Source organism: Streptomyces griseoflavus, assembly GCF_014649995.1.
Classification (GTDB): Bacteria; Actinomycetota; Actinomycetes; order Streptomycetales; family Streptomycetaceae; genus Streptomyces; species Streptomyces griseoflavus.
Map to the genome: position 1 here is coordinate 165,993 of NZ_BMUC01000016.1, position 26,082 is coordinate 192,074.

The following is a 26,082-nucleotide window of genomic DNA, read 5'->3' on the forward strand; positions in this document are numbered from 1 at the left end:
GGGTTCCCGCCGGGCAGGGGCAGGGGTGCTCCGTGTCGCTGACGCCGTCGTCGACGCTGCGGCGGGCGTGGGCTGTTGCCGTGACGTGCGCTGTCAGCGCGGGGAGGAGGTCCGGGGGCACGGGGTGAGGGTACGGGGTGTCGCGGGCGCGGGCGATGTGCGGTTCGGCGGTACGGGGTTGCGGATGCCGGTGGTCGTGAGGTGCCGTGCGTGGGGGCGGGCCGGGGGGGTGTGGGCGCAGCCCTGCGCGAGCGGGGTGCCGTCGCGCCCACCCGTGCCGCCCCAGCGGCACGACTGCCCGCGGAGGGCGGAGAAGCGCGGAACGCGGACGCTGCGGAGAGGCTCAAGGTGGGAAGGGCAATGCCGGCGCAGCTCCCCAGCTGCGCCGGCATTCTTGCCGTCCGCCGCACCCCCGTCCCCACGGGGTTTCATGGGTGGATGTCCCCGCCCGGACCGCTCTTCCGGGCCTGGGGTCGCCGCTCAGCGCCCCAGCATCTCTCCCACGGACGACGCCTGTGTGGCCACCGTCTCCCACCCGTCGAAGACGAGGAGGAGCAGGACCGCCAGAGGAAGGGCCATCAGCGTCGCCACCAGCGGGTGGCGACGGCCTTCGCCGTGTTCCCGCGTGCGGACGACGGTCCGCGGTGCCGTGTACGCCATGGTCCCTCTCCTGGCCGTTTTCTGTTGACTTGGACAGCGGCGGGCGTCTGACCTCGGGGGACGAGTACCGCACCCGCCGCTTGACCTCAAATCTAGGGGCCCGGCGCCCCCGGGGCGTCATGCCCTCGTACCGAATGCCGGGCCTCCCGGAGGATGAGCCTCGACCCGCCCCGTACTCCCCTGGGTGGAGACGGGATCCTAGGACTCAGGGTCATCCCCGAAGGGCCGTCCGCCCTGTCCCCGTTTCTCCGATCCGTCCTCCCGCGGCACCGGCTGCTCCACCAGCGCGAGCACCCGGTTCGCCATGAACCGGGCCGTCCGCACAACTGCCCCGGTACGGGTGACTTCGCTCACTTCGACCACCCCCCGGCGCACCGCGGTCTCCACCCTGCGTCCCGCCCTGCTCGCCACCACCTCGTACGTGCGCGTCGTGTCCCCGGCGTCCACGACGATCTCCACCCGGTCACCCTTCACGCGATCAATCCCCCTTCACCGTCCGGTGGTTGGGATCGCACAGCGGACGAACCCGGCTGGTTCGCACGCTCCCTGACCACCTTTCAAGTCTCCCACCCACCACTGACAATCCGTCGGGCCGAGAGGGCGCGGCCTCTGCGCACGGGCCGCCGTGGAAACGTAAGCTGTGGCACGTCACAGGACCGGGCAGCGGGGATGAACATGGCGATGATGCGCCTGAGGCGCGAGGACCCGCGCGTCGTCGGCTCTTTCAGGCTTCACCGACGGCTCGGCGCGGGTGGGATGGGCGTGGTCTACCTGGGCTCCGACAAGAAGGGGCAGCGGGTCGCACTGAAGGTCATCCGGCCGGATCTGGCGGAGGACCAGGAGTTCCGTTCACGGTTCGCGCGGGAGGTGTCGGCGGCCCGGCGCATCCGCGGCGGCTGCACCGCCCGGCTGGTCGCCGCCGATCTGGACGCGGACCGGCCGTGGTTCGCCACCCAGTACGTGCCCGGCCCCTCGCTGCACGACAAGGTCGCCGGTGAGGGCCCGCTCCAGGCCGCCGACGTCGCGGCGGTCGGCGCGGCCCTCTCGGAAGGGCTGGTCGCCGTGCACGAGGCCGGTGTGGTGCACCGGGACCTCAAGCCGTCCAACATCCTGCTGTCCCCGAAGGGGCCGCGGATCATCGACTTCGGCATCGCCTGGGCGACCGGCGCCTCGACGCTCACCCACGTCGGCACCGCGGTCGGCTCGCCCGGCTTCCTCGCCCCCGAGCAGGTGCGCGGGGCGGCCGTCACGCCGGCCACGGACGTGTTCTCGCTGGGCGCCACGCTCGCCTACGCGTCGATGGGCGACTCCCCCTTCGGGCACGGCAGTTCGGAGGTGATGCTGTACCGCGTGGTGCACGAGGAGGCCCAGTTGCACGGCGTCCCCGACGCGCTGGCCCCCCTGGTCCGCGCCTGCCTGGCGAAGGATCCCGACGAGCGGCCCAGCACGCTCCAACTGTCGCTGCGGCTCAAGGAGATCGCCGCGCGTGAGGCCCAGGGCCTGGCCGACGTCCGTCCGCCCGCGCCGCGCTCCCCCGAGCCGGACCGGACCGGCGGACGCCTCGCGGACGCCTCCCCGGAGCGGGTACGGCGCAGGCAGGGCGGGCCGGGGACCCCTCCCCCGCGCGGGCGCGGTTCCGCACCCAGGAACAGCGGTTCCTCCCCGGTCCGGAACAGCCGCGGCGTGCCCCCCGCCCGGGGCGGGTCCGCGCGGGACAGCAACCCGCGCGGCGGCGCGCCGTCCCGGAGCGGATCGCGCCCCGCTCCCGCGTCCCGGAACACCACGCGGTCCGGCACCGGTGCGCGCCGTACGGGGCCCCGGACGACGGGGACCGGCCTGCGGCCCGCCAATCCGCGGCTGCTCCGGCAGCGGCTGTTCGTGTTCGTCGTGGTGACGCTGGTCGTCGCGCTGGGCATCGCACTGGTGCAGGGCTGCCAGGGCCCGGGGTGAGACCGCGACGGAGGCGGGTGGACCTGGGCACCCGTCGCTGGGCGCGCCGTGGCCGGCTGCCGCTCGGGCGCCGTGGGCACCCCGACGCCCGTCTACCGCGGGCGCCCCGAGGTCACCGCGTAGAAGGCGACCGCGGCCGCGGCTCCCACGTTGAGGGAGTCGACGCCGTGGGACATCGGGATGCGGACCCACTCGTCGGCGGCCGCGAGAGCCCGGGAGGACAGGCCGCTGCCCTCCGCGCCGAGCATCAGCGCCACCCGTTCCATCCGGTGCGCAGCCACGTCGTCCAGGGGCCTGGCCTTCTCACCGGGGGTGAGCGCGAGCAGCCGGAAACCGGCCCCGCGCACCGTCTCCAGCCCGCGGGGCCAGGTGTCCACCCGCGCGTACGGCACGGAGAAGACCGCCCCCATCGACACCTTCACGCTGCGCCGGTACAGGGGGTCGGCGCAGTCCGGTGAGAGCAGGACGGCGTCCATGCCGAGGGCGGCGGCCGAACGGAAGATCGCGCCGATGTTGGTGTGGTCGTTGACGGACTCCATGACGACCACCCGGCGGGCGGTGCGCAGCACGTCGGCCGCCGTGGGCAGGGGCCGGCGCTGCATGGAGGCGAGGGCGCCGCGGTGCACGTGGTAGCCGGTAACCTCCTCGGCGAGCGCGGGGTCCACCACGTACACCGGGGCGTCGAACCGGTCGATGACGTCGCTCATGACGTCGACCCACTTCGCCGACAGGAGCATGGAGCGCATCGCGTAGCCGGCGTCCCCCGCGCGCCGGACGACCTTCTCGCCCTCGGCGATGAACAGGCCCTCCGCGGGTTCGCGGCGGCGGCGCAGTTCGACGTCGGTCAGGCCGGTGTAGTCGTGCAGGCGCGGGTCGCCGGGGTCGGTGACGGTGATGATCCGGGCCATGTCAGGCCGCTCCGTGCGGGCCCACGCCGACGACCTCGCCGATGACGATGACGGCCGGCGGCTTGACGTTCTGCGCGACGACGGTGTCGGCGACGGTGGCGAGTGTGGCGTCCACGCGGCGCTGGGCGGCGGTGGTGCCCTCCTGGACGAGTGCGACGGGGGTGTCCGGGGACCTGCCGTGCGCGACGAGGGTCTCGGCGATCCGGCCGATCTTGTCGACGCCCATGAGGACGACGAGGGTGCCGGTCAGCCGGGCGAGGGACGGCCAGTCGACGAGGGAGCGTTCGTCGTCGGGCGCGACATGGCCGCTGACGACGGTGAACTCGTGCGCCACACCGCGGTGGGTGACGGGGATGCCGGCCGCGCCGGGCACGGAGATGGAGCTGGAGATGCCGGGCACCACGGTGCAGGCGATGCCTGCCTCGGCGAGCGCCTGGAGTTCCTCCATGCCCCGGCCGAAGACGTAGGGGTCGCCGCCCTTCAGCCGGACCACCGACTTGCCCTGCTTGGCGTGTTCGATCAGCGCGTCGTTGATGGCCTCCTGGGCCATGAAGCGGCCGTACGGGATCTTCGCCGCGTCGATCACCTCGACGTGCGGCGGGAGTTCGGCGAGCAGGTCGCGGGGGCCGAGCCGGTCGGCGATGACGACGTCGGCCTCCGCGAGCAGGCGACGGCCGCGCACGGTGATCAGGTCGGGGTCGCCGGGGCCGCCGCCGACGAGGGCGACGCCGGGCGTGCGGGTGCGGTGGTGCGGCGCGACGAGGGTGCCGTCGCGCAGTCCCTCGACCACGGCGTCGCGTACGGCGGCGGTGTGGCGGGGGTCGCGGCTGCGTGCCTCCGTCGTGAGGACGGCCACCGTGACGCCCTCGCTGGTGCCCGTGGCCGGGGTCCACGCCGTCGCCGCGTCGGCGTCGTCCGCGCGGACGCACCACACGCGGTGCGCTTCCGCCTCGGCGGAGGCCCGGGTGTTCGCCCCGGTGTCGCTGGTGGCGATGAGGGCGTACCAGGCGGTCGCGAGGTCGCCCTCGGCGTAGGGGCGCCGGTGCCAGGTGATCTCGCCGGCGTCCGCCATGGCCTCCACGGAGGGGGTGGCCTCGGGGGACACGAGATGGATGTCGGCGCCGGCCGCGATCAGCGCGGGGAGGCGGCGCTGGGCGACCTGGCCGCCGCCGAGGACGACGATCCGGCGGCCGCCGAGACGGAGACCTACGGGGTAGGCGGGGTGTTCGGCCATCAGGTGGGGCTCCTCGGACAGGCGGTGGGTCAGCGGGCACGCTGCGGCGTCGGAGCGGGCTTGACGTGGGGATTTTAAGCGCGCGCCCGGAGGAGGGCCGGGGTGGGTGGGGTGAATCCCCGCCCACCCCGCCCACCCCGGCCCGGACCGGAGCAGCCGTCCGGGCTACTTTTCGGTCACCCCGGCCGAATCGAACGTCGCCACCTCGTGCATGGCCCGGGCCGTGCTCTGGACCAGGGGGAGCGCCAGGAGCGCCCCCGTGCCCTCGCCGAGGCGGAGGTCGAGGTCGACCAGGGGGCGCAGGCCCAGTGTGTTGAGGGCGGCCACGTGGCCGGGTTCGGCGCTGCGGTGTCCCGCGATGCAGGCGGCCAGGACCTCGGGGGCGATGGCCCGGGCCACCAGGGCGGCGGCACCGGCGCTGACGCCGTCCAGGATCACCGGCGTACGCAGCGACGCGCCGCCGAGGAGCAGGCCGACCATGGCCGCGTGTTCGAAGCCGCCGACGGCGGCCAGGACGCCGAGCGGGTCGGCCGGGTCCGGCTGGTGGAGTTCGAGGGCGCGGCGCACGACGTCGGTCTTGCGGACGAGGGTCTCGTCGTTGATGCCGGTGCCGCGGCCGGTGACCTCGGCCGGGTCGGCGCCGGTGAAGACCGAGATGAGGGCGGCGGACGCGGTGGTGTTCGCGATGCCCATCTCACCGGTGAGCAGGGCCTTGTTGCCGGCCGCCACCAGGTCGCGGGCGGTCTCGATGCCGACCTCGATGGCCTGCTTGGCCTCCTCGCGGGTCATCGCGGGCCCGGTGGTCATGTCGGACGTGCCGGCGCGGATCTTGCGCGGCAGCAGACCGGGGGTGGCGGGGAGGTCGGCGGAGACGCCCACGTCGACGATGCAGACCTCGGCGCCCACCTGGGTGGCGAAGGCGTTGCAGACCGCTCCCCCGCCGAGGAAGTTGGCCACCATCTGCGCGGTGACCTCCTGGGGCCACGGCGTGACGCCCTGGGCGTGCACACCGTGGTCACCGGCGAAGATCGCGACGGCCGCGGGTTCCGGGATGGGCGGCGGGCACTGGCGGGACAGTCCGGACAGCTGGGCGGAGATGATCTCCAGCATGCCGAGGGCGCCGGCGGGCTTGGTCATGCGCTTCTGGCGCTCCCACGCCTCGCCGAGCGCCTTGGCGTCCAGCGGGCGGATCTGCGCGACGGTCTCGGCAAGCAGGTCGTGGGGGTCCTCTCCGGGCAGGGCGCGGCGCCCGTACGTCTCCTCGTGCACGACCCAGGACAGCGGGCGGCGCTTGGACCAGCCGGCCTGCGTCAGCTCGGGCTCGTCCGGGAATTCGTCGACGTAGCCGACGCACAGGTAGGCGACGACCTCCAGGTGTTCGGGAAGCCCCAGCGCACGGACCATCTCGCGCTCGTCGAAGAAGCTGACCCAGCCGACGCCGAGTCCTTCGGCGCGGGCGGCGAGCCAGAGGTTCTCCACGGCGAGCGCGGACGAGTAGGGCGCCATCTGCGGCTGGGTGTGGCGGCCCAGGGTGTGACGGCCGCCGCGGGTGGGGTCGGCGGTGACGACGATGTTGACCGGGGTGTCGAGGATGGCCTCGATCTTCAGGGCCTTGAACTGCTTGGCCCTGCCCTTGGGGAGGGACTTGGCGTAGGCGTCCCGCTGGCGCATGGCCAGTTCGTGCATGCTGCGCCGGGTCTCGGCGGAGCGGATGACGACGAAGTCCCAGGGCTGCGAGTGGCCGACGGAGGGTGCGGTGTGGGCGGCCTCCAGGACGCGCAGCAGCACCTCGTGCGGGATGGGGTCGCTGCGGAAGCCGTTGCGGATGTCCCGCCGCTCGCGCATGACCTTGAGGACGGCCTCGCGTTCGGCGTCGTCGTAGCCGGGGGCGGCCGGGCCGGTGGCCGGCGCCGCTTCCGGCCGCACGCCGGCGCCCTGGGTGTCCAGGTCGTCCGGGTCCTGGGCGGGTTCGGCGCCGGGGCCGGGGGGCAGGGCGCCGGCCTCGTCGCGCTCCGCGGCCGGGACGGTGACGCCCTGCGGCGGCGTCGCGCCGGGCGCGGCGTCGTCCACGAGGACGAACCCGCCGTGGGGCTGCTCCGGCCCGGACACGAGGGGGGCGGGGGCCACGGAGGTCTGCTGGGGGCCCTGGACCGGGTCCGCCGGAGCGGGCGCGGCGGGGGCGTGGGGCTCCTCCGCAGCCTCGGCGGCCGGAGACAGGGGCGGCACGGGCGTCCCGGCGGGAATCTCGGCAGGAGTTTCCTCGGGCGCGGCTCCGCCGGGCTCCGGGGTGAAGGAGGCGTCGTCCGCCGTGGCCGGCTGCCGCGTACCGGGTTCCGCCGCCGGTGCGGCGGAGGCGAACAGGGCGGGGTCCGGTGCGGCGGGCGTCTCGACGAGCGGGGCCGTCACGGCGCCGGGCACCGCTGGGGCGGTCTCCGGAGACGGTACGGCGTCCTGGGGGGACGGCACCTCCGCGACCTGGGCGTACTCCGCCGCGGCGGCCTCGGGTGCCGGTTCCTGGGCGGTCTCCGGCGCCTGGAGGGCGTGGACCGGGTCCGGTCCGGCCGCCTCCGGTGCCGGGAGGGGGTGCGGTTCCGCGGCCGGCGGGGCGGGCTCGGACGTCTCCGCGGCCCGGAACATCTCCGGCCCCGGGGCGTCGGTGCCCGGTTCCTGAACGGGGAGTGCCTGAGGGACGGACTCGGGCGTCCCCGCATCCGGTGTGCCGACGGCCGCCGGCTCCTCGGCGGCCGGGGCGGGCTCCGCCACGGCCACGGCGCCCTGCGCCGGGACGACCGCGTCCGGGGCCACCGCTGCCTGGGGCGCCCCGAAGTCCTCCGGCGCGTCCGCCACGGGTTCCGGGGCCGGGGCCTCGGTGGGCTGCGGCACCTCGAAAACCGGTGCGTGAGCGTGGGCCGCGGCCTCCGCGGGCGGCACGATCGCCGGGGCCGGCTCCGACGGCTCGGCCGGGCGCCCCTGCTCCGGCACGACGGCCGGCACGGGGTCCCCGGCACCCTGGACCTCGGGAGTCACCGGCGCCTCGGAGGCCACCGGCACCTCGGGAACCACCGGCACCTCGGGAACCACCGGCGCCTCGGAGGCCACCGGCGTGTGCTCCGGCGCGGCCTCGCCGCCGGCGGGGATGCCCGCCCCTGCCGTGTCCTGGACCGCGACCGTCTCCGTGGTGACGCCCGTGGCGACCGCCTGGGCCGTGCCCGCCGGCTCCGCCCGCGGGGCAACCGTTTCCGCGGCCGGCGCCCCCGCGCCCGTCACGGGCTGCGCGCCCCAGGGGGCCGCCGCCTGCGGTGCCGTCGCCTCCCGCGCGCGCGGGATGTCGAGGTACTCGGGGCCGAGGGTCGGCGGGCCCGGCTGGCGGGCCGGGAGGTCGGCGGGGCCGCGGTCGGCGAGGGAGCGGACCGGGCTCGCGGAGACGTCGGGGATGGGCGGGCCGAGGTGCAGCGGACGGCGCGGCGCGGCCGGCGCGGTCTGCGGCCGGCCCGGGTCGGGGAGCCGGACCCCGCCGAGGTCGACCGAGCCGGTGTCGCGGCCCGCCGTCTCGTGCGGTCCGGGCTCGTGCACGGTCTCGACGACCGGTTCGGGCGCGGGCGGAGCGATCTCGTTGCCCCAGGCGCCCTGGGCGCCGGGCAGCAGCAGGTCTTCGTCCTCGGCGGGACTGTCGGAGAGGTAGGTGTACGCGTCGGGCGCGGGGACGCCCGGCTGCTCCACCATGCCTGCGTTCTCCGGCAGTCCCTCGCCCGGGACCTGGCCGGTGTCGGTCATGCGTACCCCTCGCCCATCGGTTAGTGCTCCTACGACCAGCTCACCCGGAACGGCGCACCGACCGCCCCACACTGAAGAACGAGCGTGCGTCCCCAGCGGCACGAACGGCCCGCCCGAAAAAGGCGACAAAGCCATTCACTGGCATTGTCGCGGCCGCACGGCCGTCGCGTCAGCTTGATCGGCGACGGTTCCGCTGTGGACTGCGCCACGTTGCGCGCCCTCCGGTTACCTGCCGTACCACGACCCACCCCAAAACGGGCACGTTTTCCGGACATTGGCCGACGAAGCGCCGGGCGTCCGGGTGCGGTACAACGATCGGCCAGCCTACCTCGCGCGGTGGGACAATCCGATCACGGGGACGGCAATCGGATCAGTCGCCACGGGCGGGCAGCACCCCGCTGAGCAGGAACGCGACGCTCCGTTCCTTCTCCGTCCAGACGGAGGTGTCGAGTTCGAGGGACTGCAGCAGCGCGCACTCGACCCGGTAGCCGTGTTCCGTGAGGTTCCGGCCGATGAGTTCGGCGGCGTCACGGGTGGCGGCGTGCGCGACGATCCGCTGGGGCCGGCGGTCGGCGACCGCGGAGACCACGGCCGCTCCGCCGCCGCCGACCCGGACGACGTCCGGTTCGGGCAGGTTCTCCAGCACGTGGGGCGCGGTGCCGTGGACGATCTGGAGCTGGACCCCGAGCCGGCGGGCGGTGGAGTCGGTGCGGGCGCAGGCTTCCCGGTCGCTGTCGACGGCGATGACGGCGGCGCCGGCCCGGGCGGCGTCGGTGGCGAAGGCACCGCTGCCGCAGCCGATGTCCCAGACCAGGTCGCCCGGGCGCGGTCCGAGGCGGACGAGTTGGGAGGTGCGCAGGGGTTCCCGCTCGCCCTCGCCGAGTGCGCCGCCGTACTCCTCGGCGGGCAGGGTCCAGCCGCGCGGGCCGGCCGAGGGGTCGCGTCCGGCGATCCAGCCGCCGGAGTCGCCGGCGGCCCGCCCGCCGATGACGATGACGACGTTGGGGTCGCGCCAGGTGTGGTCGGCGGCCTTGTCGGACGTGACCACGCTGACCCGCTCGCGCGGGGTGCCGAGTTCCTCGCAGATGACGAAGGTGCGGTGCACCCCTTCCAGGAGCAGGCCCAGTTCGGCGGGGCCGGCGCCGGGTGAGGTGAGCACCGCGACCTTGGTGTGGGCCCGGCACACGTTCACCGCGCGGCGCAGGGTGCGCGAGTGTGCGACCACCACGTGGGCGTCGTCCCAGGGCATTCCGGCGCGGGCGAAGGCGGCGGCGACCGAGGAGACGGCGGGCACCACTTCGACCTCCAGGCCGAACTCGGGTGCGCGCAGGGTCCGTACGACGCCGAAGTAGCCGGGGTCGCCGTCGGCGAGGACGACGGCCGTGCCGCGGTGGGCGGCGATACGGCGGGCGGCGAGGGCGACGGAGCCGAGCCGGATGCGTTCGGCACCGGGGGGCACCTCGGGGAGTGCCAGGTGGTGGGCGGCGCCGGCCACCAGGGTGGCGGCGCCCAGCGCGGCGCGGGCCGCTTCGGTCAGCGGCGAGCCGTCCCAGCCGATCACCGTGACCCGGTCGGCCATCGTCGTCAGTCTCCTGGAGTTCGCGCAGGTCGTCGTCGGCTGTCCCGCCCTCGGGGGCGGTCTGCTGAGGTTACCCGGTGCGGCCGTGGACCGCTGCGGGGGTGCCGCTCGGGGCGGGGCCGCCGGCGGGGGTCAGTTCCAGTCCGGATAGGCGGAGAAGCCGCCGCTGTCGGCCAGTTGTCCGTCCGCGCCCTCGACGTCCTCGGGCAGCAGGCTCCAGACGATGTAGTCGGTGCGTACGTGGCTCCACCCGCCGTCCCCGGTGCGGGCCCGGGCTATGCAGGCGCCGCGCAGCACGCCCTCGCTGATGCAGCCGATCTTCTGGGCGACCTGCTGGGCGGCGGTGTTGTCGGCGGCGGTGCGCAGCTCGACGCGCTGGAGCTTCTGGTCTCCGAAGAGCCACTGTGCGGTGGCGAGGGCGGCCTCGCAGGCGTAGCCCTCGCCGCGTGCCCAGGGGGCGACGATGTAGGACAGCTCGGTGGAGCGCACCTGCCAGTCGGTCCCGTGGAGCCGGATGACGCCGACCAGGCGCTGGGTGAGGAACTCGGTGACGGCGAGGTCGAGTCCGTGGCCGGAGGCGCGCAGGGCGGGGGCCTCTTCGCCGATCCAGGTGCGGGCGCTGAGCTCGGTGAAGGGGGTCGGGGCGTCGGTCCAGGCGGTGACCTGTTCGTCGTTCATCATCGCGGTGAGGGCGGGAACGTCGTCGGTGTCGAAGGGACGCAGCACCAACCGCTCCGTGCTGATGGAGATGTCGGGGAAGGTGCTCGTCATGCGCCGCTCCGTAACCTGAGAGACCGTCGGGTACTGCTGAACTGCCCAGCATGCAGCATGCAAGCACTACGGCGCACCACGGGGGCCACTCCGCGCAGCGGAGTGGCCCCCGTGAGTGGCGGGCGCGCCGGATCAGAAGGACGCGAGCACGGAACCGGCGTACTTGTCCTCGATGAACTTCTTCACCTCGGGGGAGGTGAGGAGCTCGGCGAGCTTCTTCACGCGCGGGTCGTCCTCCTTGCCCTCCTTGACGGCGAGGAGGTTGTTGTTCGGGTTGTCCTTGGCGGCCTCCAGGAGGAGGGCGTCCTCGGCGGGCTTCAGGTCGGCCTCGATGGCGTAGTTGCCGTTGACGACCGCCGCGTCGACGTCCTCGAGGGAGCGGGGCGTCTGGGCCGCCTCCAGCTCCTTGAACGTGAGGTCCTTGGGGTTCTTGGTGATGTCCGCGGGGGTCGCCGCGGTGCCGACGCCGTCCTTGAGGGTGATCAGGCCGTTCGCGGCGAGCAGCTGCAGGGCGCGGCCCTCGTTGACGGTGTCGTTGGGGATCGCGACGGTCGCGCCGTTCTTCAGCGCGTCGGCCTTGTCGACCTTGTTGGAGTAGAGGCCGAGCGGCTCCAGGTGCACGTCGACGACGGACACGATGTGCGTGCCGTTCTTCTTGTTGAAGTCGTCGAGGTAGGGCTGGGTCTGGAAGAAGTTGGCGCCGACCGAGCCGTCCTCCGTCGCGGTGTTCGGGGTGACGTAGTCGGTGAACTCCTTGACCTCGAGGTCGAGGCCGGCCTTCTCGGCGAGGTTGTCCTTGACGAAGGTCAGGATCTCGGCGTGCGGCACGGGGCTCGCGGCGACGATCAGCGGGCCGGAGGTGTCGGAGGCGGCGTCGTCGTCGGCGCCGCAGGCGGTGAGGCCGAGGGTGAGGGCTCCGGTGGCGAGGACAGCGGTGGCGATCTTGGCGGTGTTACGCACGAAAAGTGCCTTTCCTTGGGTGGTGCGGCCCCGGGAGTACGGGGAGTCTGGGGAGGGGTGTCAGGCGACCTTGCCGACGTCGCCCGCGGCCGGGTCCTTGGCCTTCAGGAAACGCAGCGTGGGGCCCGGGCCCGAGCGGGCACCGCGGCGGTGCAGGGCGCGGGCGGCGAAGTCGCCGGCGAACTGGATGAGCGAGATGACCACGGCGAGGATCGCGACGGTGATCCACATCAGTTCGCTGTCGAAGCGCTGGTAGCCGTAGCGGACGGCGAAGTCGCCGAGTCCGCCGCCGCCCACCGCGCCGGCCATGGCGGAGTAGCCGATGAGGGCGATGACCGTGGTGGTGGTGCTGGCGATCAGTGAGGGCAGCGCCTCGGGGACGAGCACCTTGCGGACGATCGTCCAGGTGTTGCCGCCCATGGCCTGCACGGCCTCGACGAGACCGTGGTCCACTTCGCGGACGGCGGTCTCCACCAGGCGGGCGAAGAAGGGGATGCCGCTGATGGCGAGCGGCACGATCGCCGCCTCGCTGCCGATGGACGTGCCGGTGACCCAGCGGGTGAAGCTGGTCAGGGCGACCATGAGGATGATGAACGGCATCGAGCGGCCGACGTTCACGATCTGCCCGATGACCTTGTTCACCACCGTGTTCTGCAGCAGTCCGTGCCGGTCGGTGAGGACGAGCAGGATGCCGAGCGGGAGGCCGCCCGCGACGGCGATCAGGGTGGACCAGCCGACCATGATCAGTGTTTCGATACACGCCTGTTCGAGCAGGGGCTGCATCTGGGACCAGGTCACTTGGCCGCCTCCTTCACCAGCACGGGCTGTTCCCGGTCGAGCACGTCGAGCTGGAGGCCCTGTTCGCGCAGGAAGCCGATCGGTACGACGTTGTCCTCGTAGCGGCCGGGCAGTTCGATGCGCATCCGGCCGACCTGGAGGCCGCCGACGGTGTCGATGGCGGCGCCGAGGATCGATATGTCGATGTTGTAGGTACGCGAGAGCTGGGAGATGACCGGCTGGGTCGCGCTGTCGCCGTGGAAGGTGACGTCGAGGACGGTGCGGTCGTCGCCGGAGGCCTCGCCGCCCACCGGGAAGAGGGCGGAGGCCAGTTCGGAGCCGGGCGTGGCCAGGAGGTCGCTGACCGTGCCGGACTCGACGATGCGGCCCCGGTCCATGAGGGCGGCCGAGTCGCAGATCTGCTTCACGACGTCCATCTCGTGCGTGATGAGCAGGACGGTGAGGCCGAGCTGGCGGTTGAGGTCGCGCAGCAGCTGGAGGATCGAGCGGGTGGTCTCGGGGTCGAGGGCGCTGGTGGCCTCGTCGGAGAGCAGCACCTTGGGGTCGCCGGCCAGGGCGCGGGCGATGCCGACGCGCTGCTTCTGGCCGCCGGAGAGCTGGGCCGGGTACGACTTGGCCTTGTCGGCGAGGCCGACCAGGTCGAGCAGTTCCAGCGCCTTGCGGGAACGTTCCTTCCCCGACTTCCCGAGGATCTCCAGGGGCAGTTCCACGTTGTCCTGCACGGTGCGCGAGGACAGCAGGTTGAAGTGCTGGAAGACCATGCCGATCCGGCTGCGCGCCTGGCGCAGTTCCCGGCCGGCGCGCGGGCCGCGCCCGGCGAGGGCGGTGAGGTCCCGGCCGGCCACCGTCACGGTGCCGGCGGTGGGGCGCTCCAGGAGGTTGACGCAGCGGATGAGGGAGGACTTGCCGGCACCGGACTGGCCGATGACGCCGTAGACCTCGCCTTCGCGGACGTGCAGGTCGACGCCGTCCAGGGCGGTGACCTCGCGACCGCTGGAGCGGTGAGCCCGATAAATCTTGGTCAGGCCGGAGGTGGTGATCACGTGGGTATCCGTCACTGTCGAGTGCGCGGCGGCTCGGGAGCACCGGGCACGAGGCAATCAGGGTCGAAAGCAGCCGGAGCGGCACGTAGCGGGGCGCGGCGGAGGAGACCGCCGGGAAACGTGCGCGCGGGGGCGTGGCTCAGTCGCGCGGGCCGGGCTCGGTCGCGGACATGGGCCGGCTCTCGCTTCGGGGCGCGAGGCTCAAATGGTGCGGGGGCCCTCTAGAAGGCGCGCATTCGGCACGGACACATACAACGAGCACCGGGCGTGGTGGTCGCCTCGGTCGCAGGGATGCGGTCGCTCGTCGTGGTCATGCGGCCCAGTAAAGCAGAGGTTCGCTCCTTACCGGACACGGCTGTCCGTATAGTGGACAGCCGTGGACAGCCGTGCGCGCACGTCAGGGGCGTACGGCGATCTCCACTCCCCCGTCGGTGACCAGTGCGGACAAGGCCGAGAGGTCATCGACGACGAGGTCGGCGGTCAGCTCGTGGGCCTGGTGGGTTGTGGCCAAGGCCACGGTCGTCATGCCCGCGGCGCGGCCCGCCTGGAGCCCGGCCGGGGCGTCCTCGAAGACGACGCAGTGCGCGGGGTCGACACCGAGGGTGCGGGCGGCGAGGAGGTAGGGCTCGGGGTCGGGCTTGCCGCGGGTGATGTCGTCGGCGGCGATCAGGGTCTTGGGCAGGATGCCGACGGCGTCGAGGCGGGCCTCGGCCAGACGCCGGGTGGCGGAGGTGACCACGGCCCAGCGTTCGGCGGGCAGCGCGCCGAGGAATTCCCGGGTGCCGGGGAGCAGGTGCACACCGCCGTTGGGCACGTCCTCCACCTCCAGGTCCTCGATCCGTGCGACGGCCTCCGGCACGACGTGGGCGGGAAGCAGGTCGGCGGCTATCTCGGCGGCCGGCCGGCCGTGCAGCTCGACCCGTCCGAACTGCTCGGCGGTGATGCCGTACTCCCCGGCCCACCGGGTCCAGCAGCGCTGGACGGACAGCAGGGAGGAGACGAGGGTTCCGTCGTTGTCGAACAGCAGGGCCTGTGCATGGATGGTCATGCCATCGACCTTACGGGCCCGGTGGACCGTACCGGGCGGAGGTCCCGGCCGGGCACCGACGGCCCTCGCCGGAGTGCTCCCGGGGCCGGGCGCGGCCAGGGGCGCGGGCCGTAATAAAGTCGCTGCCATGCTTGACGTCCTGACGGTGGTGACCGCCGTCGCCGCGCTGCTGCTCGCCGCCTGGTGCGGGTGGGCCGCCTACCGTGATCAGCCGACGAAGGACTGGCACTTCATCGGGATGGCCGTGGTCACGCTGCTGGCCCTGGTACAGCTGGTCGTCGGGATCGTGCAGCTGGCCCGGGGCGAGGAGCCCGGGCAGGGCACGACGATCTTCGTGGCGTACCTGCTCGGTTCGTTCGCGTGCGTCCCGGCGGCCGGCTTCCTGTCGCTCGGTGAGCGCTCCCGCTGGGGGTCGCTGACGGTCGCCGCGAGCGGTGTCGTGCTGGCCGTGCTCGAGGTTCGGCTCTATGACATCTGGAGGGGCTGACATGGCGGCGACGCGGGAGAGCACGCGGCAGGAGCCGCAGCCGACGCGGCTGATCGGCGGGCCGGGGCTGCTGCTGGTGTGGCTGTACGGGGTGATGGTGGTCGGCGCCGTGTCGCGTTCCGCGTACCAGATCGCCACCGAGTTCGACCGGGCGCCGCTCGCCTACACGCTGTCGGCGCTGGCCGGGATCGTCTACGGCTTCATCACGTACACCCTGGTGCGGGGCGGGGAGACGGCCCGCAGGGCGGCGCTGGTGTGCTGCGCCGCCGAGCTCGTGGGCGTACTGACCGTCGGCACCTGGACGCTGGTGGAGCCGTCCGCCTTCCCGGACGCGACCGTGTGGTCGGACTACGGGATGGGATACCTGTTCATCCCGGTGCTGCTGCCGCTGACCGCCGTGTACTGGCTGCGCACGGCGCGGCCCCGGCGGACCGGGGCCTGATCAGGCGGTGGTGGCGAACGCCTCCGCGTCCTTCTCCAGCACGATCATCGGTACGCCGTCCCTGCCCTCGGACGTGCCCACCCGCTGGTAGCCGACCTTGCTGTACAGCCGCAGGTTGCTCTCGCTGCGGTGCCCGGCGTGCAGCCGGAACGTCCGCGCGCCGCGCTCACCGGCGAGCGCGGACTCCGCCGCCCTGAGCAGCCGGGCGCCGATGCCGTGCCCCTGGAGGCGGGGGTGGACGCAGAGCTTGCCGATCGCGGCGGCGCCGTCGTCGGTGATCCTGCCGTGCACCGAGCCGACGATCTCGTCGCCGAGGCGGGCGACGACCACGCAGTCGGCGGCGACCTCGTCGCGCACCGAGTCGAGGGTCTGGACCAGGGGGTCGATGCGGTAGTTGCCGTAGAGGGCCGCTTCGCTCTGGAAGCACAGGTACTGCAACCTGAAGATCTGCTCCGCGTCCTGCTCGGCCGCCGCAGAGATGGTCACGCTCATGCCCATGTGCGCACGCCTCCCGCTCACCTGATCACCTGTCGTCCCCCACTCCTATCCCCGTCCTCAACGCGCCGCAACCTCCGGCGCGAGCAAACGCCGCAGACATCCCAGGCATCTGGAACGTTCCGGGCCGAGGCTGCCCTGTGAGATACCCAACTCCCCTGCGATTTCCCGGTAGGTCGGATCGTGCGCGGACAGCAGGGCCCCCAGCAGACGGGGGCAGCGGCCGGGCAGCCTGCGCACCGTGTCCCGCAGGACGCGGCGGCGGGCGGCGGCCAGGACGAGGCGTTCGGGATCGTGGCGGCCGGCGTCGGCGACCTCGCCGGTCAGCGCCGTCTCCCTGCGCGCGGCCCGGCGGACGCGGCGGGCCTCCGCGCGGACGGCCCTGCGCAGCCAGAGCGGCAGGTCGGGCGGCGGGCCTCCCTCGCCGAGACGTTCCAGCAGGCGCAGCCAGACCGCCTGTTCCAGGTCCCCCGCCTCGGCTCCGCAGCCGGACGCCTCGGCGGACGCCTCCGCGCTCAGCAGCGGACGGAGGGAGAGGACCAGTTCGTGCGCCATGACCGGCTCCTGCGCCATGACCGGCTCGTGTGTCATACGCGCAACGACTCGCGCCGCCCCGGACACGGTTGCCCGGAGCGGCACGACATCACCCATTTCAGGCGGTACGGGTCAGTTGTTGACGAAGTCCTCGCGTGCCAGCAGTCCGGTGTCGGGATGGTCGGTGAAGACGCCGTCGATGCCGGTGGCGAAGTAGGCGCGGTAGGCGCCGAACACGTCGCCGTAGGCGTCGGGGTCGGTGCCCCTGCGGAACTCGGCGGGCAGGAAGGGGTTCTCGTTGCGCAGGGTGTAGGGGTGCAGGATCAGTCCGGCCCGGTGGGCGTCACGGACCAGGGCGGTCGGCCGCGTGAGCCTGCCGTCAGCGTCGCGCGGGACGACCAGGTCGAGGGTGGGGCCGATGCCCTGGGCGTAGGAGGCGATCTCCTTGAGGCCCGCGGGGGTGACGAGGTCGGCGACGGTGCGCGGGTCACCGGACTCGACGAAGTCCCAGGGCCTGCTGTTCGCACCGGACAGCAGGACCACGAGCGGATTGCCGACGAGCCTGCTGAGCCGCTGGACACCGGTCGGCTCGAACGACTGGAGGATGACCGGCGAGTTCTCGCGGTGCTTGTTGTGCCGGCGCAGGATCTTCGCGACGCGCTCCTCCAGACCCAGGCCGAGCTTGCGGAAGTAGGTGGGGTGCTTGGTCTCGGGGTAGATCCAGACCTGCTTGCCGCGCCTGCGGGTCTGCTCGTCCTGCCAGCGCAGCACCTCCTCGAAGGTGGGGATCTCCCAGCGGCCGTCGTAGAGCGTGTTGTGCGGCCGGTTGGCGGGGATGCGCTCGACGGCGCGCAGCCGCTTCAGTTCGGCGAGGGTGAAGTCCTCGGTGAACCAGCCGGTGACGGGGACGCCGTCCAGTGTCTTGGTGGTGCGGCGGCCGGCGAACTCCGGATGGTCGGCGACGTCGGTGGTGCCGCCGATCTCCGGTTCGTGCCGGCAGACGATGTGTCCGTCCCTGGTGGGTACGAGGTCGCCGGCCTCCACGATGTCCGCGCCCATGTCGAGGGCGAGCTGGTAGGCACCCAGGGTGTGCTCGGGCCGGTAGCCGCTGGCGCCGCGGTGGCCGATGATCGTCGGCACGGGCAGGCCCTTCAGCCCCCGGCCGCCTCCCCGGCGGGCGTCGGCGGCCCTCGCGGTGCCGCCCAGTGCCAGCACTGATCCCGAGGCTCCGAGCACGGCCGCGCCGAGGAGGGCCCGCCGTCCGGTTACGCCCGCCTGTTCGTTCGACTCCCGCGTTGCCATGCGCGTCCTCCTGGTGTCGGCTCGTCCGGTGCGGGCCGATCGTAGGTGCGTGTCGATGACGGACGGGAGACCCCGGGCCGAACACACGGGTGAGGTTGCGTGTCGTACGCCCCTCATACGGATGACGTACGCCTGTCGTATTCCGGCGGGGATGTGACGGCTCGTCCGATTGGGTCCGGCCCTCGGGGGCACTCACCGCCGTGTGCGGGTCCGGGCGACGTCCGTCACAGCGTGACGGCCGCGTTTCGCGCCGGCCACGGCGGGCCACCGCAGGTGAACCCGGGTCAAAAGTGAGTAAGACCCCGGTGAACACACATGAGCCCGATGTGCGCAACCCCCTGGGCCGCGAGTAATGTCCTCACCTGCACAGACAGACACATACGGCATTCACCCACGTCCGCTTCCCACCGGAGGGCCCGTTGTCCCGCTTCGCGCTCATCAAGGCAGTGCTCGGTCCGATCATGCGCCTGATGTTCCGCCCACAGGTGGAGGGCGCGGAGAACATCCCGGGCGACGGTCCGGTGATCCTGGCCGGCAACCATCTGACCTTCATCGACTCGATCGTGCTGCCGATCGTCTGCGACCGTCAGGTCTTCTTCATCGGCAAGGACGAGTACGTCACCGGCAAGGGACTCAAGGGCCGGCTGATGGCGTGGTTCTTCACGGGCGTCGGCATGATCCCCGTCGACCGCGACGGCGGCCGGGGCGGGGTCGCCGCACTGATGACCGGGCGCCGGGTGCTGGAGGAGGGCAACGTCTTCGGCATCTACCCGGAGGGCACCCGCTCCCCCGACGGCCGGCTCTACCGGGGGCGTACCGGCATCGCCCGGCTCACCCTCATGACCGGCGCGCCGGTGGTGCCGTTCGCGATGATCGGCACGGACAAGCTCCAGCCGGGCGGTGCGGGACTGCCCCGGCCGGGCAAGGTCACGGTGCGCTTCGGTGAGGCGATGGAGTTCTCCCGCTACGAGGGCATGGACCGGGACCGCTATGTCCTGCGCGCGGTCACCGACTCGGTGATGGCCGAGGTGATGCGGCTGTCGGGGCAGGAGTACGTGGACATGTACGCGAGCAAGGCGAAGGCCGCGTAGCGCTGCGCTGGGCTGGGGCGGGTGGGGTCGCCCTCCGGGTGCGGGTCCGTCGGGGCTGGGCGCGCAGTTCCCCGCGCCCCTGGGGGGTTTTGGTCAGCCCCCCTCGTGGTTGGCACCGTCCGATCGGTCGTCACTCCGGTGCGGGAGCGTTGGGGCTGGGCGCGCAGTTCCCCGCGCCCCTGGGAGGTTTTGGTCAGCCCTCCTCGTGGTTGGCACCGTCCGATCGGTCGTCACTCCGGTGCGGGAGCGTTGGGGCTGGGCGCGCAGTTCCCCGCGCCCCTGGGAGGTTTTGGTCAGCCCTCCTCGTGGTTGGCACCGTCCGATCGGTCGTCACTCCGGTGCGGGAGCGTTGGGGCTGGGCGCGCAGTTCCCCGCGCCCCTGGGAGGTTTTGGTCAGCCCTCCTCGTGGTTGGCACCGTCCGATCGGTCGTCACTCCGGTGCGGGAGCGTTGGGGCTGGGCGCGCAGTTCCCCGCGCCCCTGGAGGGGGGGTGGTCAGTTGTCGCTGGTGGCCAGGTGTTGGTGGCGGAGCATGTACCAGGCGGCTGCGGCCGCGGTGAGGAGGACCGCCGCTCCGGTGCCCGCTGCCAGGGTGAGGCCGTCGACGAAGGACTGGCGGGCCGCGTGCAGCATGGGGTCGGCCAGGGAGGCGGGCAGGTGGGAGGCCACCTCCACCGCGCCGCCCAGGGACTCGTGGGCCTCGGCCGGGGTGCCGGACGGGGCCGTGAAGTCACGGTAGACGCCGGTCACGATGGAGCCGAGCACGGCGATGCCGAGGGCCGCGCCGAGTTCGTACGCCGTCTCGGAGACGGCGGAGGCGGCGCCCGCCTGTTCCTTGGGCACGCTGGAGAGGATCACGTCGGCGGTCACCGTGAAGGAGAAGCCGGCTCCCAGACCCACGACCAGCAGCGCCGCGCCCAGCAGTGGATACCCGGTGGACTGGCCGATCACCGTGAGGGCCGCCAGGGACAGACCGATGGCGGCCAGTCCCCCGGCCACGACGGAGCGCACCGAGAAGCGTCGTGCGGCCCGGCCGGCGAGCAGTCCGGCCGCCACCGCCCCGACCGCGGCGGGAAGTTCGGCGAGGCCCGCCTCGAACGGGCGTCGGCCCTGGACGAGTTGCAGATACTGCGACAGGAAGAACACCAGCCCGGACAGGCCGAAGATGGCCAGCAGGTCGGCCAGTACGGCCCCGCTGAAGCCGCGGTGCCGGAAGAGCCGCATGTCCAGCAGTGGCGCGGGCAGGGTGAGTTGCCTGCGCACGAAGCCGTACAGGGCGGCCGCGCCCAGCAGTCCGGCGGCCGGGGCGGGCCAGGTGAAGCCGTGGCTGGCGGTCTCCTTCACCGCGTAGACGACACCGATCATGCCGACGAGTGACAGGACCACGCTGGTCATGTCCCACGGGCCGGGGTGCGCGGTGCGCGACTCGGGGAGCAGCTTGATGCCGACGGCCACGAGCACCGCCATCACGGGCAGGTTGATCAGGAAGACCGAGCCCCACCAGAAGTGTTCGAGCAGGAAGCCGCCGAGAACCGGTCCCACGGCCGTGCCCGCGGAGGCGGTCGCGCCCCAGATGCCGATGGCGAGGCTGCGTTCGCGGGGGTCGTGGAAGAGGTTGCGGATCAGGGCCAGGGTGGCCGGCATCAGGGTGGCGCCGGCGACGCCGAGCAGCGCCCGGGCGACGATCATCAGCTCGGGCGTGTGGGCGTAGGCGTTGAGCACGGATATCGCGCCGAACGCGGTGGCGCCGTAGAGCAGGATCCGCTTGCGGCCGATACGGTCGCCGAGGCTTCCCATGGAGACGAGCAGACCGGCGATGACGAACGAGTAGACGTCACCGATCCACAGCAGCTGGGTGCCGGTGGGTGCGAGGTCCTCGCTGATGTAGGGGGTGGCCAGGCCGAGGACGGTCGCGTCGACGGCCACCAGCAGCACGGCGAGCACCAGTACGGCGAGGGCGAGCCACCGCCCCGGGCGCGCGGTCTCCTCGGTCGTGGTCTCCGGCCGGAGGGCGCTGGTCATGATTCCTTCCTCGGCGCCGGGTCGTCCCGGCGCAGTACGCCGCCGAACAGCAGCTCGGCGATCATGTGGGTGAAGTCCTTCGGGGCGACGCGGCCCTCGGCCACCGCCCAGGCGGCGGAGGCGAGCAGTCCGTAGAGCGCCTCGGTGAGCCAGGCCGGGGTGAGGTCGATGCGGAACTCCCCGCCCGCCTGCCCGCGCGTGAAGAGGGCGGCGACGCGTTCGTCGATCCTGGCCCAGCCCTCGTTCTGCTCCTCGCCCTCGAAGAGCTGGTTCTCGCTGTACAGGAAGGCGAGCAGCGGGGCGTTGGGCTCGATCTCGGCGATCAGGCGCCGTACGGCGTCGACGGCGGGCCCTTCGTCGGGCCTGGCCGCCGCCAGGGCGGCCTCGCACTCCGCGATGCACAGCGCCTCCAGCGCCCGGACCAGCGCGTCACGCCCGGCGAACTGCCGGTGCAGGGTGGCGCGGCTGATCCCGGCGGCCTTGGCGACTTCGTCCATGGTCGCGGTGGATCTGCGGGTCAGCAGGGCGGCGGCACTGCGCAGCACCTGGTCACGGTCGACAGCCATGAGGCGAGAGTAGCGCAGATGAGACATGAATGTCTCATCCAAGGCGTATGGGTCTCATCACGGGATCGCCGGTGTGCGCCGGTGGTGCCGGAGGATCAGTGCCAGGGCAGTTGCCCGCGCCGCTCCCAGTAGGCCCCGGGCTCCTCGACCAGCGCGGCGAGGCGGGACATGTGGTCGTCGGTGAGGTCGACGGCGGGGGCGTGCAGATTCGAGGCGAGCTGGGTGGTGGTCGCCGCGCCGGAGAGGACGACACCGGCCCACGGCCGGCGCAGGACGACCGCGAGGGCGACGGCGTCGCAGCCCAGGCCGGTCTCCTCGGCGACGGCCCGCAGCGCCTCGGGGGCGTTCGGCGCGGCCAGCCGGCCGTTGGCCATGCCCTCCTTGACGATCACCGTGAGGCCCGCCTCGTGCGCCTCGGCGAGCGCGGGCCCGGCGGACGTCTCCAGGGCGTTGTAGGTCGACTGCACGGTACGGAAGAGGGGCTCGCCGTCGACGGTGACGGCGAGGGCGGTGCGGATCGCGTCCGCCTGGGCGGGGCCGCTGGTGGAGAAGCCGACGGTCACCCCCTGGGCCGCCGCCTCCGCCAGCCGGGCGTGCAGTTCCTTGTCGGTCAGGGCGGGGCTCTCCGGGGTCACCGAGTGGATCTGGTAGAGGTCGAGCCGGTCACCGAGGGTCGCTACGGACTCGGCGCGCTGACGCTCGTAGGCGGCGAGGGAGTGGTCCTTGACCTCGTGCCGCTCGGCATCGGTGGACCAGTCGGCGGTGTAGGTGTACCCCCACTTGCTGCCGACGACGACGTCGTCGGCCTCCGGACGGCTGTCCAGCCAGCCGGCGAGGAACTCCTCGGAGCGGCCGTAGGAGCGGGCGGCGTCGAAGTAGCGCACGCCCTGGGCGTAGGCGGCGTCCAGGAGTTCGTGGGTGCGGGTGCGCAGCGCCTCGACGCCGCGGTCGTCCCCGAGGTCGGCGTCCCGGCCGAGGTTGATGTAGCCGGGACGGCCGACGGCGGCGAGGCCGAGGCCGATGTGGCAGGTGGGGGTGGTCGCTGTCGCCAGTCGGGCGAAGGGCATCGCGGGCTCCGTCGGTCGGTCCGGTTCGGCGTTCCGACCAACGTAGCCTGCGGTGCCGCCGCGCTCGGCCAACTGGGGCGCCTCAGGAACTCGGGTCGTGCTGTGCGGCGCCGTCGCGGCCGGTCGCGCAGTCCTCCGCGCCCCTGGGGAACCTTCCTCAGGGGTGTGCGGTCACTTCCGGCGTGCGGCGTCGGCCCAGGCGTGCTGGGCGGCGAGGTCGGCCTTGACTTCGGCGAGCTGGACGGCCACCGCGCTCGGGGCGGTGCCGCCGCGGCCGTCGCGGGAGGCGAGGGCGCCGGGGACGTTGAGGACCGTCCGCACCTCGGGGGTGAGGTGGGCGGAGATCTCGGCGAACTGCTCGTCGGTCAGTTCGTCCAGCTCCTTGCCCTCGGACTCGGCGACCTTGACGCACTCGCCGGCCACCTCGTGGGCGACGCGGAACGGCACACCCTGCCTGACCAGCCACTCGGCGATGTCGGTGGCCAGGGAGAACCCGGCCGGGGCCAGTTCCTCCATGCGCTCGCGGTGCACGGTGAGGGTGGCCATCATGCCGGTGAAGGCGGGCAGCAGGATCTCCAGCTGGTCGATGGAGTCGAAGACCGGCTCCTTGTCCTCCTGCAGATCGCGGTTGTAGGCCAGCGGGAGGGCCTTGAGGGTGGCCATCAGACCGGTCAGGTTGCCGATGAGGCGGCCCGACTTGCCGCGCGCCAGCTCGGCGATGTCCGGGTTCTTCTTCTGCGGCATGATCGACGAGCCGGTGGAGAAGGCGTCGTGCAGGGTCACGAAGGAGAACTCCTTCGTGTTCCAGATGATGACCTCCTCGGCGATCCGGGAGACGTTCACACCGATCATCGCGGTGATGAAGGCGAACTCCGCGACGAAGTCCCGGGAGGCGGTGCCGTCGATGGAGTTGGCGGCGCTGCCGTGCTCGAAGCCGAGGTCCGCGGCGACCGCCTCCGGGTCCAGGCCGAGGGAGGAACCGGCGAGGGCACCCGAACCGTACGGCGACACGGCCGTGCGCTCGTCCCACTGGCGCAGCCGCTCCGCGTCCCGGGACAGCGCCTGGACGTGGGCGAGGACGTGGTGGGCGAAGAGCACCGGCTGGGCGTGCTGGAGGTGGGTGCGGCCGGGCATGGCCACGTCCGGGTGGGCCTCGGCGAGTCCGGTCAGCGCGTCCTGGAGGTCGGCGAGCAGACCGCCGAGAACGCGGGCGTGGTCCCGCAGGTACATGCGGAAGAGGGTGGCCACCTGGTCGTTGCGGGACCGTCCGGCGCGCAGCTTGCCGCCGAGGTCGGGGCCGAGGCGCTCCAGCAGGCCGCGCTCCAGGGCGGTGTGGACGTCCTCGTCGGCGATGGTGCCCGTGAAGTCGCCGGAGGCCACGTCCGCTTCGAGCCGGTCGAGCCCTTCGATCATGCGGGCGAGCTCGTCCTCGGTGAGCAGGCCCGCCTTGTGCAGGACGCGCGCGTGGGCACGGGATCCGGCGATGTCGTAGGGCGCGAGCCGCCAGTCGAAGTGGACGGACGCGGACAGCTTCGCCAGGGCCTCGGCGGGACCGTCGGCGAAACGGCCGCCCCAGAGCCGTACGTCACCGCTGTTGCTGCTCACTTGCGTGCTCCTCGGAGGTTCCGGATGTGCCGCCGCCTCCCCACGGTCGCGTGAGGAGGCGGCTGTCAGGCTAGTGCGTGCGAGGCCGTCGGCCCGTCAGGCGAGGTCGCGCTTGGCGGCGATCTTCGCCGACAGGCTGTAGATGTCGATGAAGCCCTTCGCCGCCGCCTGGTCGAAGGTGTCGCCCGTGTCGTAGGTGGCCAGGTTGAAGTCGTACAGCGACGACTCCGAGCGCCGGCCGGTGACGACGGCGCGGCCGCCGTGCAGGGTCATCCGGATGTCGCCGTTGACGTGCTGGTTGGCCTCGGTGATGAAGCCGTCCAGGGCACGCTTCAGCGGGGAGAACCACTGGCCGTCGTAGACCAGCTCGCCCCAGCGCTGCTCGACCTGCCGCTTGTAGCGGGCGAGCTCGCGCTCGACGGTGACGTTCTCCAGCTCCTGGTGGGCGGTGATCAGCGCGATGGCGCCGGGCGCCTCGTAGACCTCACGGGACTTGATGCCGACGAGGCGGTCCTCGACCATGTCGATCCGGCCGATGCCCTGGGCGCCGGCGCGCTCGTTGAGCTGCTGGATCGCCTGGAGCACGGTGACGGGCTTGCCGTCGATGGCGACCGGCACACCCTCCTTGAAGGTGATGACGACCTCGTCGGGCTCGCGCGCCACGGCCGGGTTCTGCGTGTACTCGTACACGTCCTCGATCGGGGCGTTCCAGATGTCCTCGAGGAAGCCGGTCTCGACGGCGCGTCCGAAGACGTTCTGGTCGATGGAGTACGGGGACTTCTTGGTGGTGGCGATCGGCAGGCCCTTGGCCTCGCAGAAGGCGATGGCCTTGTCGCGGGTCATGGCGTAGTCGCGGACCGGGGCGATGCACTTCAGGTCGGGGGCGAGGGCGACGATGCCGGCCTCGAAGCGGACCTGGTCGTTGCCCTTGCCGGTGCAGCCGTGGGCGACGGTGGTGGCGCCGTGCTTCTGCGCGGCGGCGACGAGGTGCTTGACGATCGTCGGCCGGGACAGCGCCGAGACCAGCGGGTAGCGGTCCATGTAGAGGGCGTTGGCCTTGATCGCCGGGAGGCAGTACTCGTCGGCGAACTCGTCCTTGGCGTCCGCGACCTCGGCCTCGACGGCGCCGCAGGCCAGAGCGCGCTTGCGGATGACGTCCAGGTCCTCGCCGCCCTGGCCGACGTCGACCGCAACGGCGATGACCTCGGCGCCCGTCTCCTCGGCGATCCAGCCGATGGCGACGGAGGTGTCCAGACCGCCCGAGTAGGCGAGTACGACGCGCTCGGTCACGGGATTCTCCTTACAGTGCATTCGCTGATATGCATGAGTATGCAGGAGTCCGCATGATTCGTCAATCCGCCGGCTCGAGGGCCGGTGTTCCGGCCATGCGGCGGCCGGATTCGGACGGCGCGTGAACGCCCGAAACCGCTTACCCGTATCCCTCCCCGACGCAGGCGCCGCGTCGCTCCGCCCGCAGCACCCCCGACCCGAGTGAGGCATCCGCATGTCCAGGGCTCTTCCGAAGTACAACAAGCGCCGCGTCGGCTTCATCGGCGGCGCCGCGGCCGTCGCGCTGACCGGCGCGGTGATCGCCGGCACCGCCCTCGCCGGCGAGTCGTCCGGGGACGGCGCCGGGGCGGACGCCCGGACACTGGCGGGGCCGGGCACGGTCTCCTGCCCGGACGTCGCCCCGCGGCTCCCGGCGGTCCCGGCCACCGCGCGGGCAGAGGTCGACCGCACCCTCGGC

The 26,082-nt window shown here is 72.9% G+C and carries 23 protein-coding genes and 1 pseudogene; 5 read left to right on the plus strand and 19 right to left on the minus strand.

What is annotated here, in order from left to right:
* Positions 1-480 precede the first annotated feature (480 nt).
* A complete protein-coding gene (locus IE172_RS28155) occupies positions 481-660 on the minus strand; it encodes a hypothetical protein (RefSeq protein WP_190100127.1) in 180 nt (59 codons plus the stop codon).
* 198 nt (positions 661-858) lie between these two features.
* Complete coding sequence (locus IE172_RS28160) at positions 859-1,134, minus strand: DUF8836 family protein (RefSeq protein WP_190100128.1); 276 nt, start codon at positions 1,132-1,134, stop codon at positions 859-861.
* A 195-nt stretch (positions 1,135-1,329) separates the two neighbouring features.
* Between IE172_RS28160 and IE172_RS28165 the strand changes: the two genes are divergently transcribed.
* Positions 1,330-2,610 carry a serine/threonine-protein kinase gene (locus IE172_RS28165; RefSeq protein WP_190100129.1) on the plus strand — a complete coding sequence of 427 codons (1,281 nt, stop codon included), beginning with the start codon at positions 1,330-1,332 and terminating at the stop codon, positions 2,608-2,610.
* A 92-nt stretch (positions 2,611-2,702) separates the two neighbouring features.
* Here IE172_RS28165 and IE172_RS28170 read toward each other — a convergent pair whose 3' ends face one another.
* The 9 genes from IE172_RS28170 to IE172_RS28210 form a co-directional block, all read right to left on the minus strand.
* Positions 2,703-3,518 carry a TrmH family RNA methyltransferase gene (locus tag IE172_RS28170; RefSeq protein WP_190100130.1) on the minus strand — a complete coding sequence of 272 codons (816 nt, stop codon included), beginning with the start codon at positions 3,516-3,518 and terminating at the stop codon, positions 2,703-2,705.
* Position 3,519: 1 nt separating this feature from the next.
* Positions 3,520-4,752, minus strand: a complete 1,233-nt coding sequence (cobA, locus tag IE172_RS28175) for a uroporphyrinogen-III C-methyltransferase (RefSeq protein WP_190100131.1) — start codon at positions 4,750-4,752, stop codon at positions 3,520-3,522.
* A 165-nt stretch (positions 4,753-4,917) separates the two neighbouring features.
* On the minus strand, positions 4,918-8,526 hold the full coding sequence (gene cobT / locus IE172_RS28180) for a nicotinate-nucleotide--dimethylbenzimidazole phosphoribosyltransferase (protein WP_190100132.1): 3,609 nt from the start codon (positions 8,524-8,526) through the stop codon (positions 4,918-4,920).
* Between the two features lie 370 nt (positions 8,527-8,896).
* On the minus strand, positions 8,897-10,105 hold the full coding sequence (cbiE, locus tag IE172_RS28185) for a precorrin-6y C5,15-methyltransferase (decarboxylating) subunit CbiE (protein ID WP_190100133.1): 1,209 nt from the start codon (positions 10,103-10,105) through the stop codon (positions 8,897-8,899).
* Positions 10,106-10,237: 132 nt separating this feature from the next.
* Positions 10,238-10,876 (minus strand): GNAT family N-acetyltransferase, encoded by a 639-nt coding sequence (locus tag IE172_RS28190; protein ID WP_190100134.1) that lies wholly within the window; start codon positions 10,874-10,876, stop codon positions 10,238-10,240.
* 132 nt (positions 10,877-11,008) lie between these two features.
* On the minus strand, positions 11,009-11,836 hold the full coding sequence (locus IE172_RS28195; protein WP_190100135.1) for a MetQ/NlpA family ABC transporter substrate-binding protein: 828 nt from the start codon (positions 11,834-11,836) through the stop codon (positions 11,009-11,011).
* Between the two features lie 60 nt (positions 11,837-11,896).
* Complete coding sequence (locus IE172_RS28200; RefSeq protein WP_190100136.1) at positions 11,897-12,634, minus strand: methionine ABC transporter permease; 738 nt, start codon at positions 12,632-12,634, stop codon at positions 11,897-11,899.
* On the minus strand, positions 12,631-13,677 hold the full coding sequence (locus IE172_RS28205) for a methionine ABC transporter ATP-binding protein (protein ID WP_190100137.1): 1,047 nt from the start codon (positions 13,675-13,677) through the stop codon (positions 12,631-12,633). Before IE172_RS28205 ends, IE172_RS28200 begins: the two co-directional genes overlap by 4 nt.
* 397 nt (positions 13,678-14,074) lie before the next feature.
* Complete coding sequence (locus IE172_RS28210) at positions 14,075-14,725, minus strand: HAD family hydrolase (RefSeq protein WP_190100138.1); 651 nt, start codon at positions 14,723-14,725, stop codon at positions 14,075-14,077.
* 127 nt (positions 14,726-14,852) lie between these two features.
* Between IE172_RS28210 and IE172_RS28215 the strand changes: the two genes are divergently transcribed.
* Positions 14,853-15,212, plus strand: coding sequence for a hypothetical protein (locus IE172_RS28215; RefSeq protein ID WP_190100139.1), 360 nt, complete (start codon positions 14,853-14,855; stop codon positions 15,210-15,212).
* A gap of 1 nt (position 15,213) precedes the next feature.
* Positions 15,214-15,654 carry a hypothetical protein gene (locus IE172_RS28220; protein WP_190100140.1) on the plus strand — a complete coding sequence of 147 codons (441 nt, stop codon included), beginning with the start codon at positions 15,214-15,216 and terminating at the stop codon, positions 15,652-15,654.
* Here IE172_RS28220 and IE172_RS28225 read toward each other — a convergent pair whose 3' ends face one another.
* From IE172_RS28225 to IE172_RS28235, 3 genes are all read right to left on the minus strand, one after another.
* Positions 15,655-16,152 (minus strand): GNAT family N-acetyltransferase, encoded by a 498-nt coding sequence (locus IE172_RS28225; RefSeq protein ID WP_190100156.1) that lies wholly within the window; start codon positions 16,150-16,152, stop codon positions 15,655-15,657.
* 57 nt (positions 16,153-16,209) lie between these two features.
* Entirely contained in the window at positions 16,210-16,704 is a 495-nt protein-coding gene (locus tag IE172_RS28230; RefSeq protein ID WP_190100157.1) for a sigma-70 family RNA polymerase sigma factor, read from the minus strand.
* A gap of 111 nt (positions 16,705-16,815) precedes the next feature.
* On the minus strand, positions 16,816-17,985 hold the full coding sequence (locus tag IE172_RS28235) for a glycerophosphodiester phosphodiesterase (RefSeq protein WP_190100141.1): 1,170 nt from the start codon (positions 17,983-17,985) through the stop codon (positions 16,816-16,818).
* A gap of 461 nt (positions 17,986-18,446) precedes the next feature.
* Between IE172_RS28235 and IE172_RS28240 the strand changes: the two genes are divergently transcribed.
* Positions 18,447-19,076, plus strand: coding sequence for a lysophospholipid acyltransferase family protein (locus IE172_RS28240; protein ID WP_190100158.1), 630 nt, complete (start codon positions 18,447-18,449; stop codon positions 19,074-19,076).
* A gap of 494 nt (positions 19,077-19,570) precedes the next feature.
* On the opposite strand, the gene IE172_RS28245 is transcribed toward IE172_RS28240, so the two are convergent.
* From IE172_RS28245 to IE172_RS28265, 5 genes are all read right to left on the minus strand, one after another.
* Positions 19,571-21,097, minus strand: a complete 1,527-nt coding sequence (locus IE172_RS28245; RefSeq protein WP_190100142.1) for an MFS transporter — start codon at positions 21,095-21,097, stop codon at positions 19,571-19,573.
* Positions 21,094-21,663 (minus strand): TetR/AcrR family transcriptional regulator, encoded by a 570-nt coding sequence (locus tag IE172_RS28250; RefSeq protein ID WP_229886492.1) that lies wholly within the window; start codon positions 21,661-21,663, stop codon positions 21,094-21,096. The genes IE172_RS28245 and IE172_RS28250 overlap by 4 nt, the downstream gene beginning before the upstream one ends.
* 95 nt (positions 21,664-21,758) lie before the next feature.
* Positions 21,759-22,730: an aldo/keto reductase gene (locus IE172_RS28255; RefSeq protein ID WP_190100144.1), complete on the minus strand. Its 972-nt coding sequence runs from the start codon at positions 22,728-22,730 to the stop codon at positions 21,759-21,761.
* Between the two features lie 171 nt (positions 22,731-22,901).
* Positions 22,902-24,335: an argininosuccinate lyase gene (gene argH, locus IE172_RS28260; protein WP_190100145.1), complete on the minus strand. Its 1,434-nt coding sequence runs from the start codon at positions 24,333-24,335 to the stop codon at positions 22,902-22,904.
* Positions 24,336-24,431: 96 nt separating this feature from the next.
* Positions 24,432-25,625: an argininosuccinate synthase gene (locus IE172_RS28265; RefSeq protein WP_030221794.1), complete on the minus strand. Its 1,194-nt coding sequence runs from the start codon at positions 25,623-25,625 to the stop codon at positions 24,432-24,434.
* A 214-nt stretch (positions 25,626-25,839) separates the two neighbouring features.
* Here IE172_RS28265 and IE172_RS28270 point away from each other — a divergent pair.
* Positions 25,840-26,082, plus strand: a pseudogene (locus IE172_RS28270) (hypothetical protein); the annotation flags it as partial.

What these genes read in the sequence shown, in the direction of transcription:
- IE172_RS28155 (WP_190100127.1), bottom strand. Translation starts at nt 660, where the DNA reads ATGGCGTACACGGCACCGCGGACCGTCGTCCGCACGCGGGAACACGGC.
- IE172_RS28165 (WP_190100129.1), top strand. Translation starts at nt 1,330, where the DNA reads ATGAACATGGCGATGATGCGCCTGAGGCGCGAGGACCCGCGCGTCGTC.
- IE172_RS28170 (WP_190100130.1), bottom strand. Translation starts at nt 3,518, where the DNA reads ATGGCCCGGATCATCACCGTCACCGACCCCGGCGACCCGCGCCTGCAC.
- cobA (WP_190100131.1), bottom strand. Translation starts at nt 4,752, where the DNA reads ATGGCCGAACACCCCGCCTACCCCGTAGGTCTCCGTCTCGGCGGCCGC.
- cobT (WP_190100132.1), bottom strand. Translation starts at nt 8,526, where the DNA reads ATGACCGACACCGGCCAGGTCCCGGGCGAGGGACTGCCGGAGAACGCA.
- cbiE (WP_190100133.1), bottom strand. Translation starts at nt 10,105, where the DNA reads ATGGCCGACCGGGTCACGGTGATCGGCTGGGACGGCTCGCCGCTGACC.
- IE172_RS28190 (WP_190100134.1), bottom strand. Translation starts at nt 10,876, where the DNA reads ATGACGAGCACCTTCCCCGACATCTCCATCAGCACGGAGCGGTTGGTG.
- IE172_RS28210 (WP_190100138.1), bottom strand. Translation starts at nt 14,725, where the DNA reads ATGACCATCCATGCACAGGCCCTGCTGTTCGACAACGACGGAACCCTC.
- IE172_RS28215 (WP_190100139.1), top strand. Translation starts at nt 14,853, where the DNA reads ATGCTTGACGTCCTGACGGTGGTGACCGCCGTCGCCGCGCTGCTGCTC.
- IE172_RS28220 (WP_190100140.1), top strand. Translation starts at nt 15,214, where the DNA reads ATGGCGGCGACGCGGGAGAGCACGCGGCAGGAGCCGCAGCCGACGCGG.
- IE172_RS28225 (WP_190100156.1), bottom strand. Translation starts at nt 16,152, where the DNA reads ATGGGCATGAGCGTGACCATCTCTGCGGCGGCCGAGCAGGACGCGGAG.
- IE172_RS28230 (WP_190100157.1), bottom strand. Translation starts at nt 16,704, where the DNA reads ATGGCGCACGAACTGGTCCTCTCCCTCCGTCCGCTGCTGAGCGCGGAG.
- IE172_RS28235 (WP_190100141.1), bottom strand. Translation starts at nt 17,985, where the DNA reads ATGGCAACGCGGGAGTCGAACGAACAGGCGGGCGTAACCGGACGGCGG.
- IE172_RS28240 (WP_190100158.1), top strand. Translation starts at nt 18,447, where the DNA reads ATGCGCCTGATGTTCCGCCCACAGGTGGAGGGCGCGGAGAACATCCCG.
- IE172_RS28245 (WP_190100142.1), bottom strand. Translation starts at nt 21,097, where the DNA reads ATGACCAGCGCCCTCCGGCCGGAGACCACGACCGAGGAGACCGCGCGC.
- IE172_RS28250 (WP_229886492.1), bottom strand. Translation starts at nt 21,663, where the DNA reads ATGGCTGTCGACCGTGACCAGGTGCTGCGCAGTGCCGCCGCCCTGCTG.
- IE172_RS28255 (WP_190100144.1), bottom strand. Translation starts at nt 22,730, where the DNA reads ATGCCCTTCGCCCGACTGGCGACAGCGACCACCCCCACCTGCCACATC.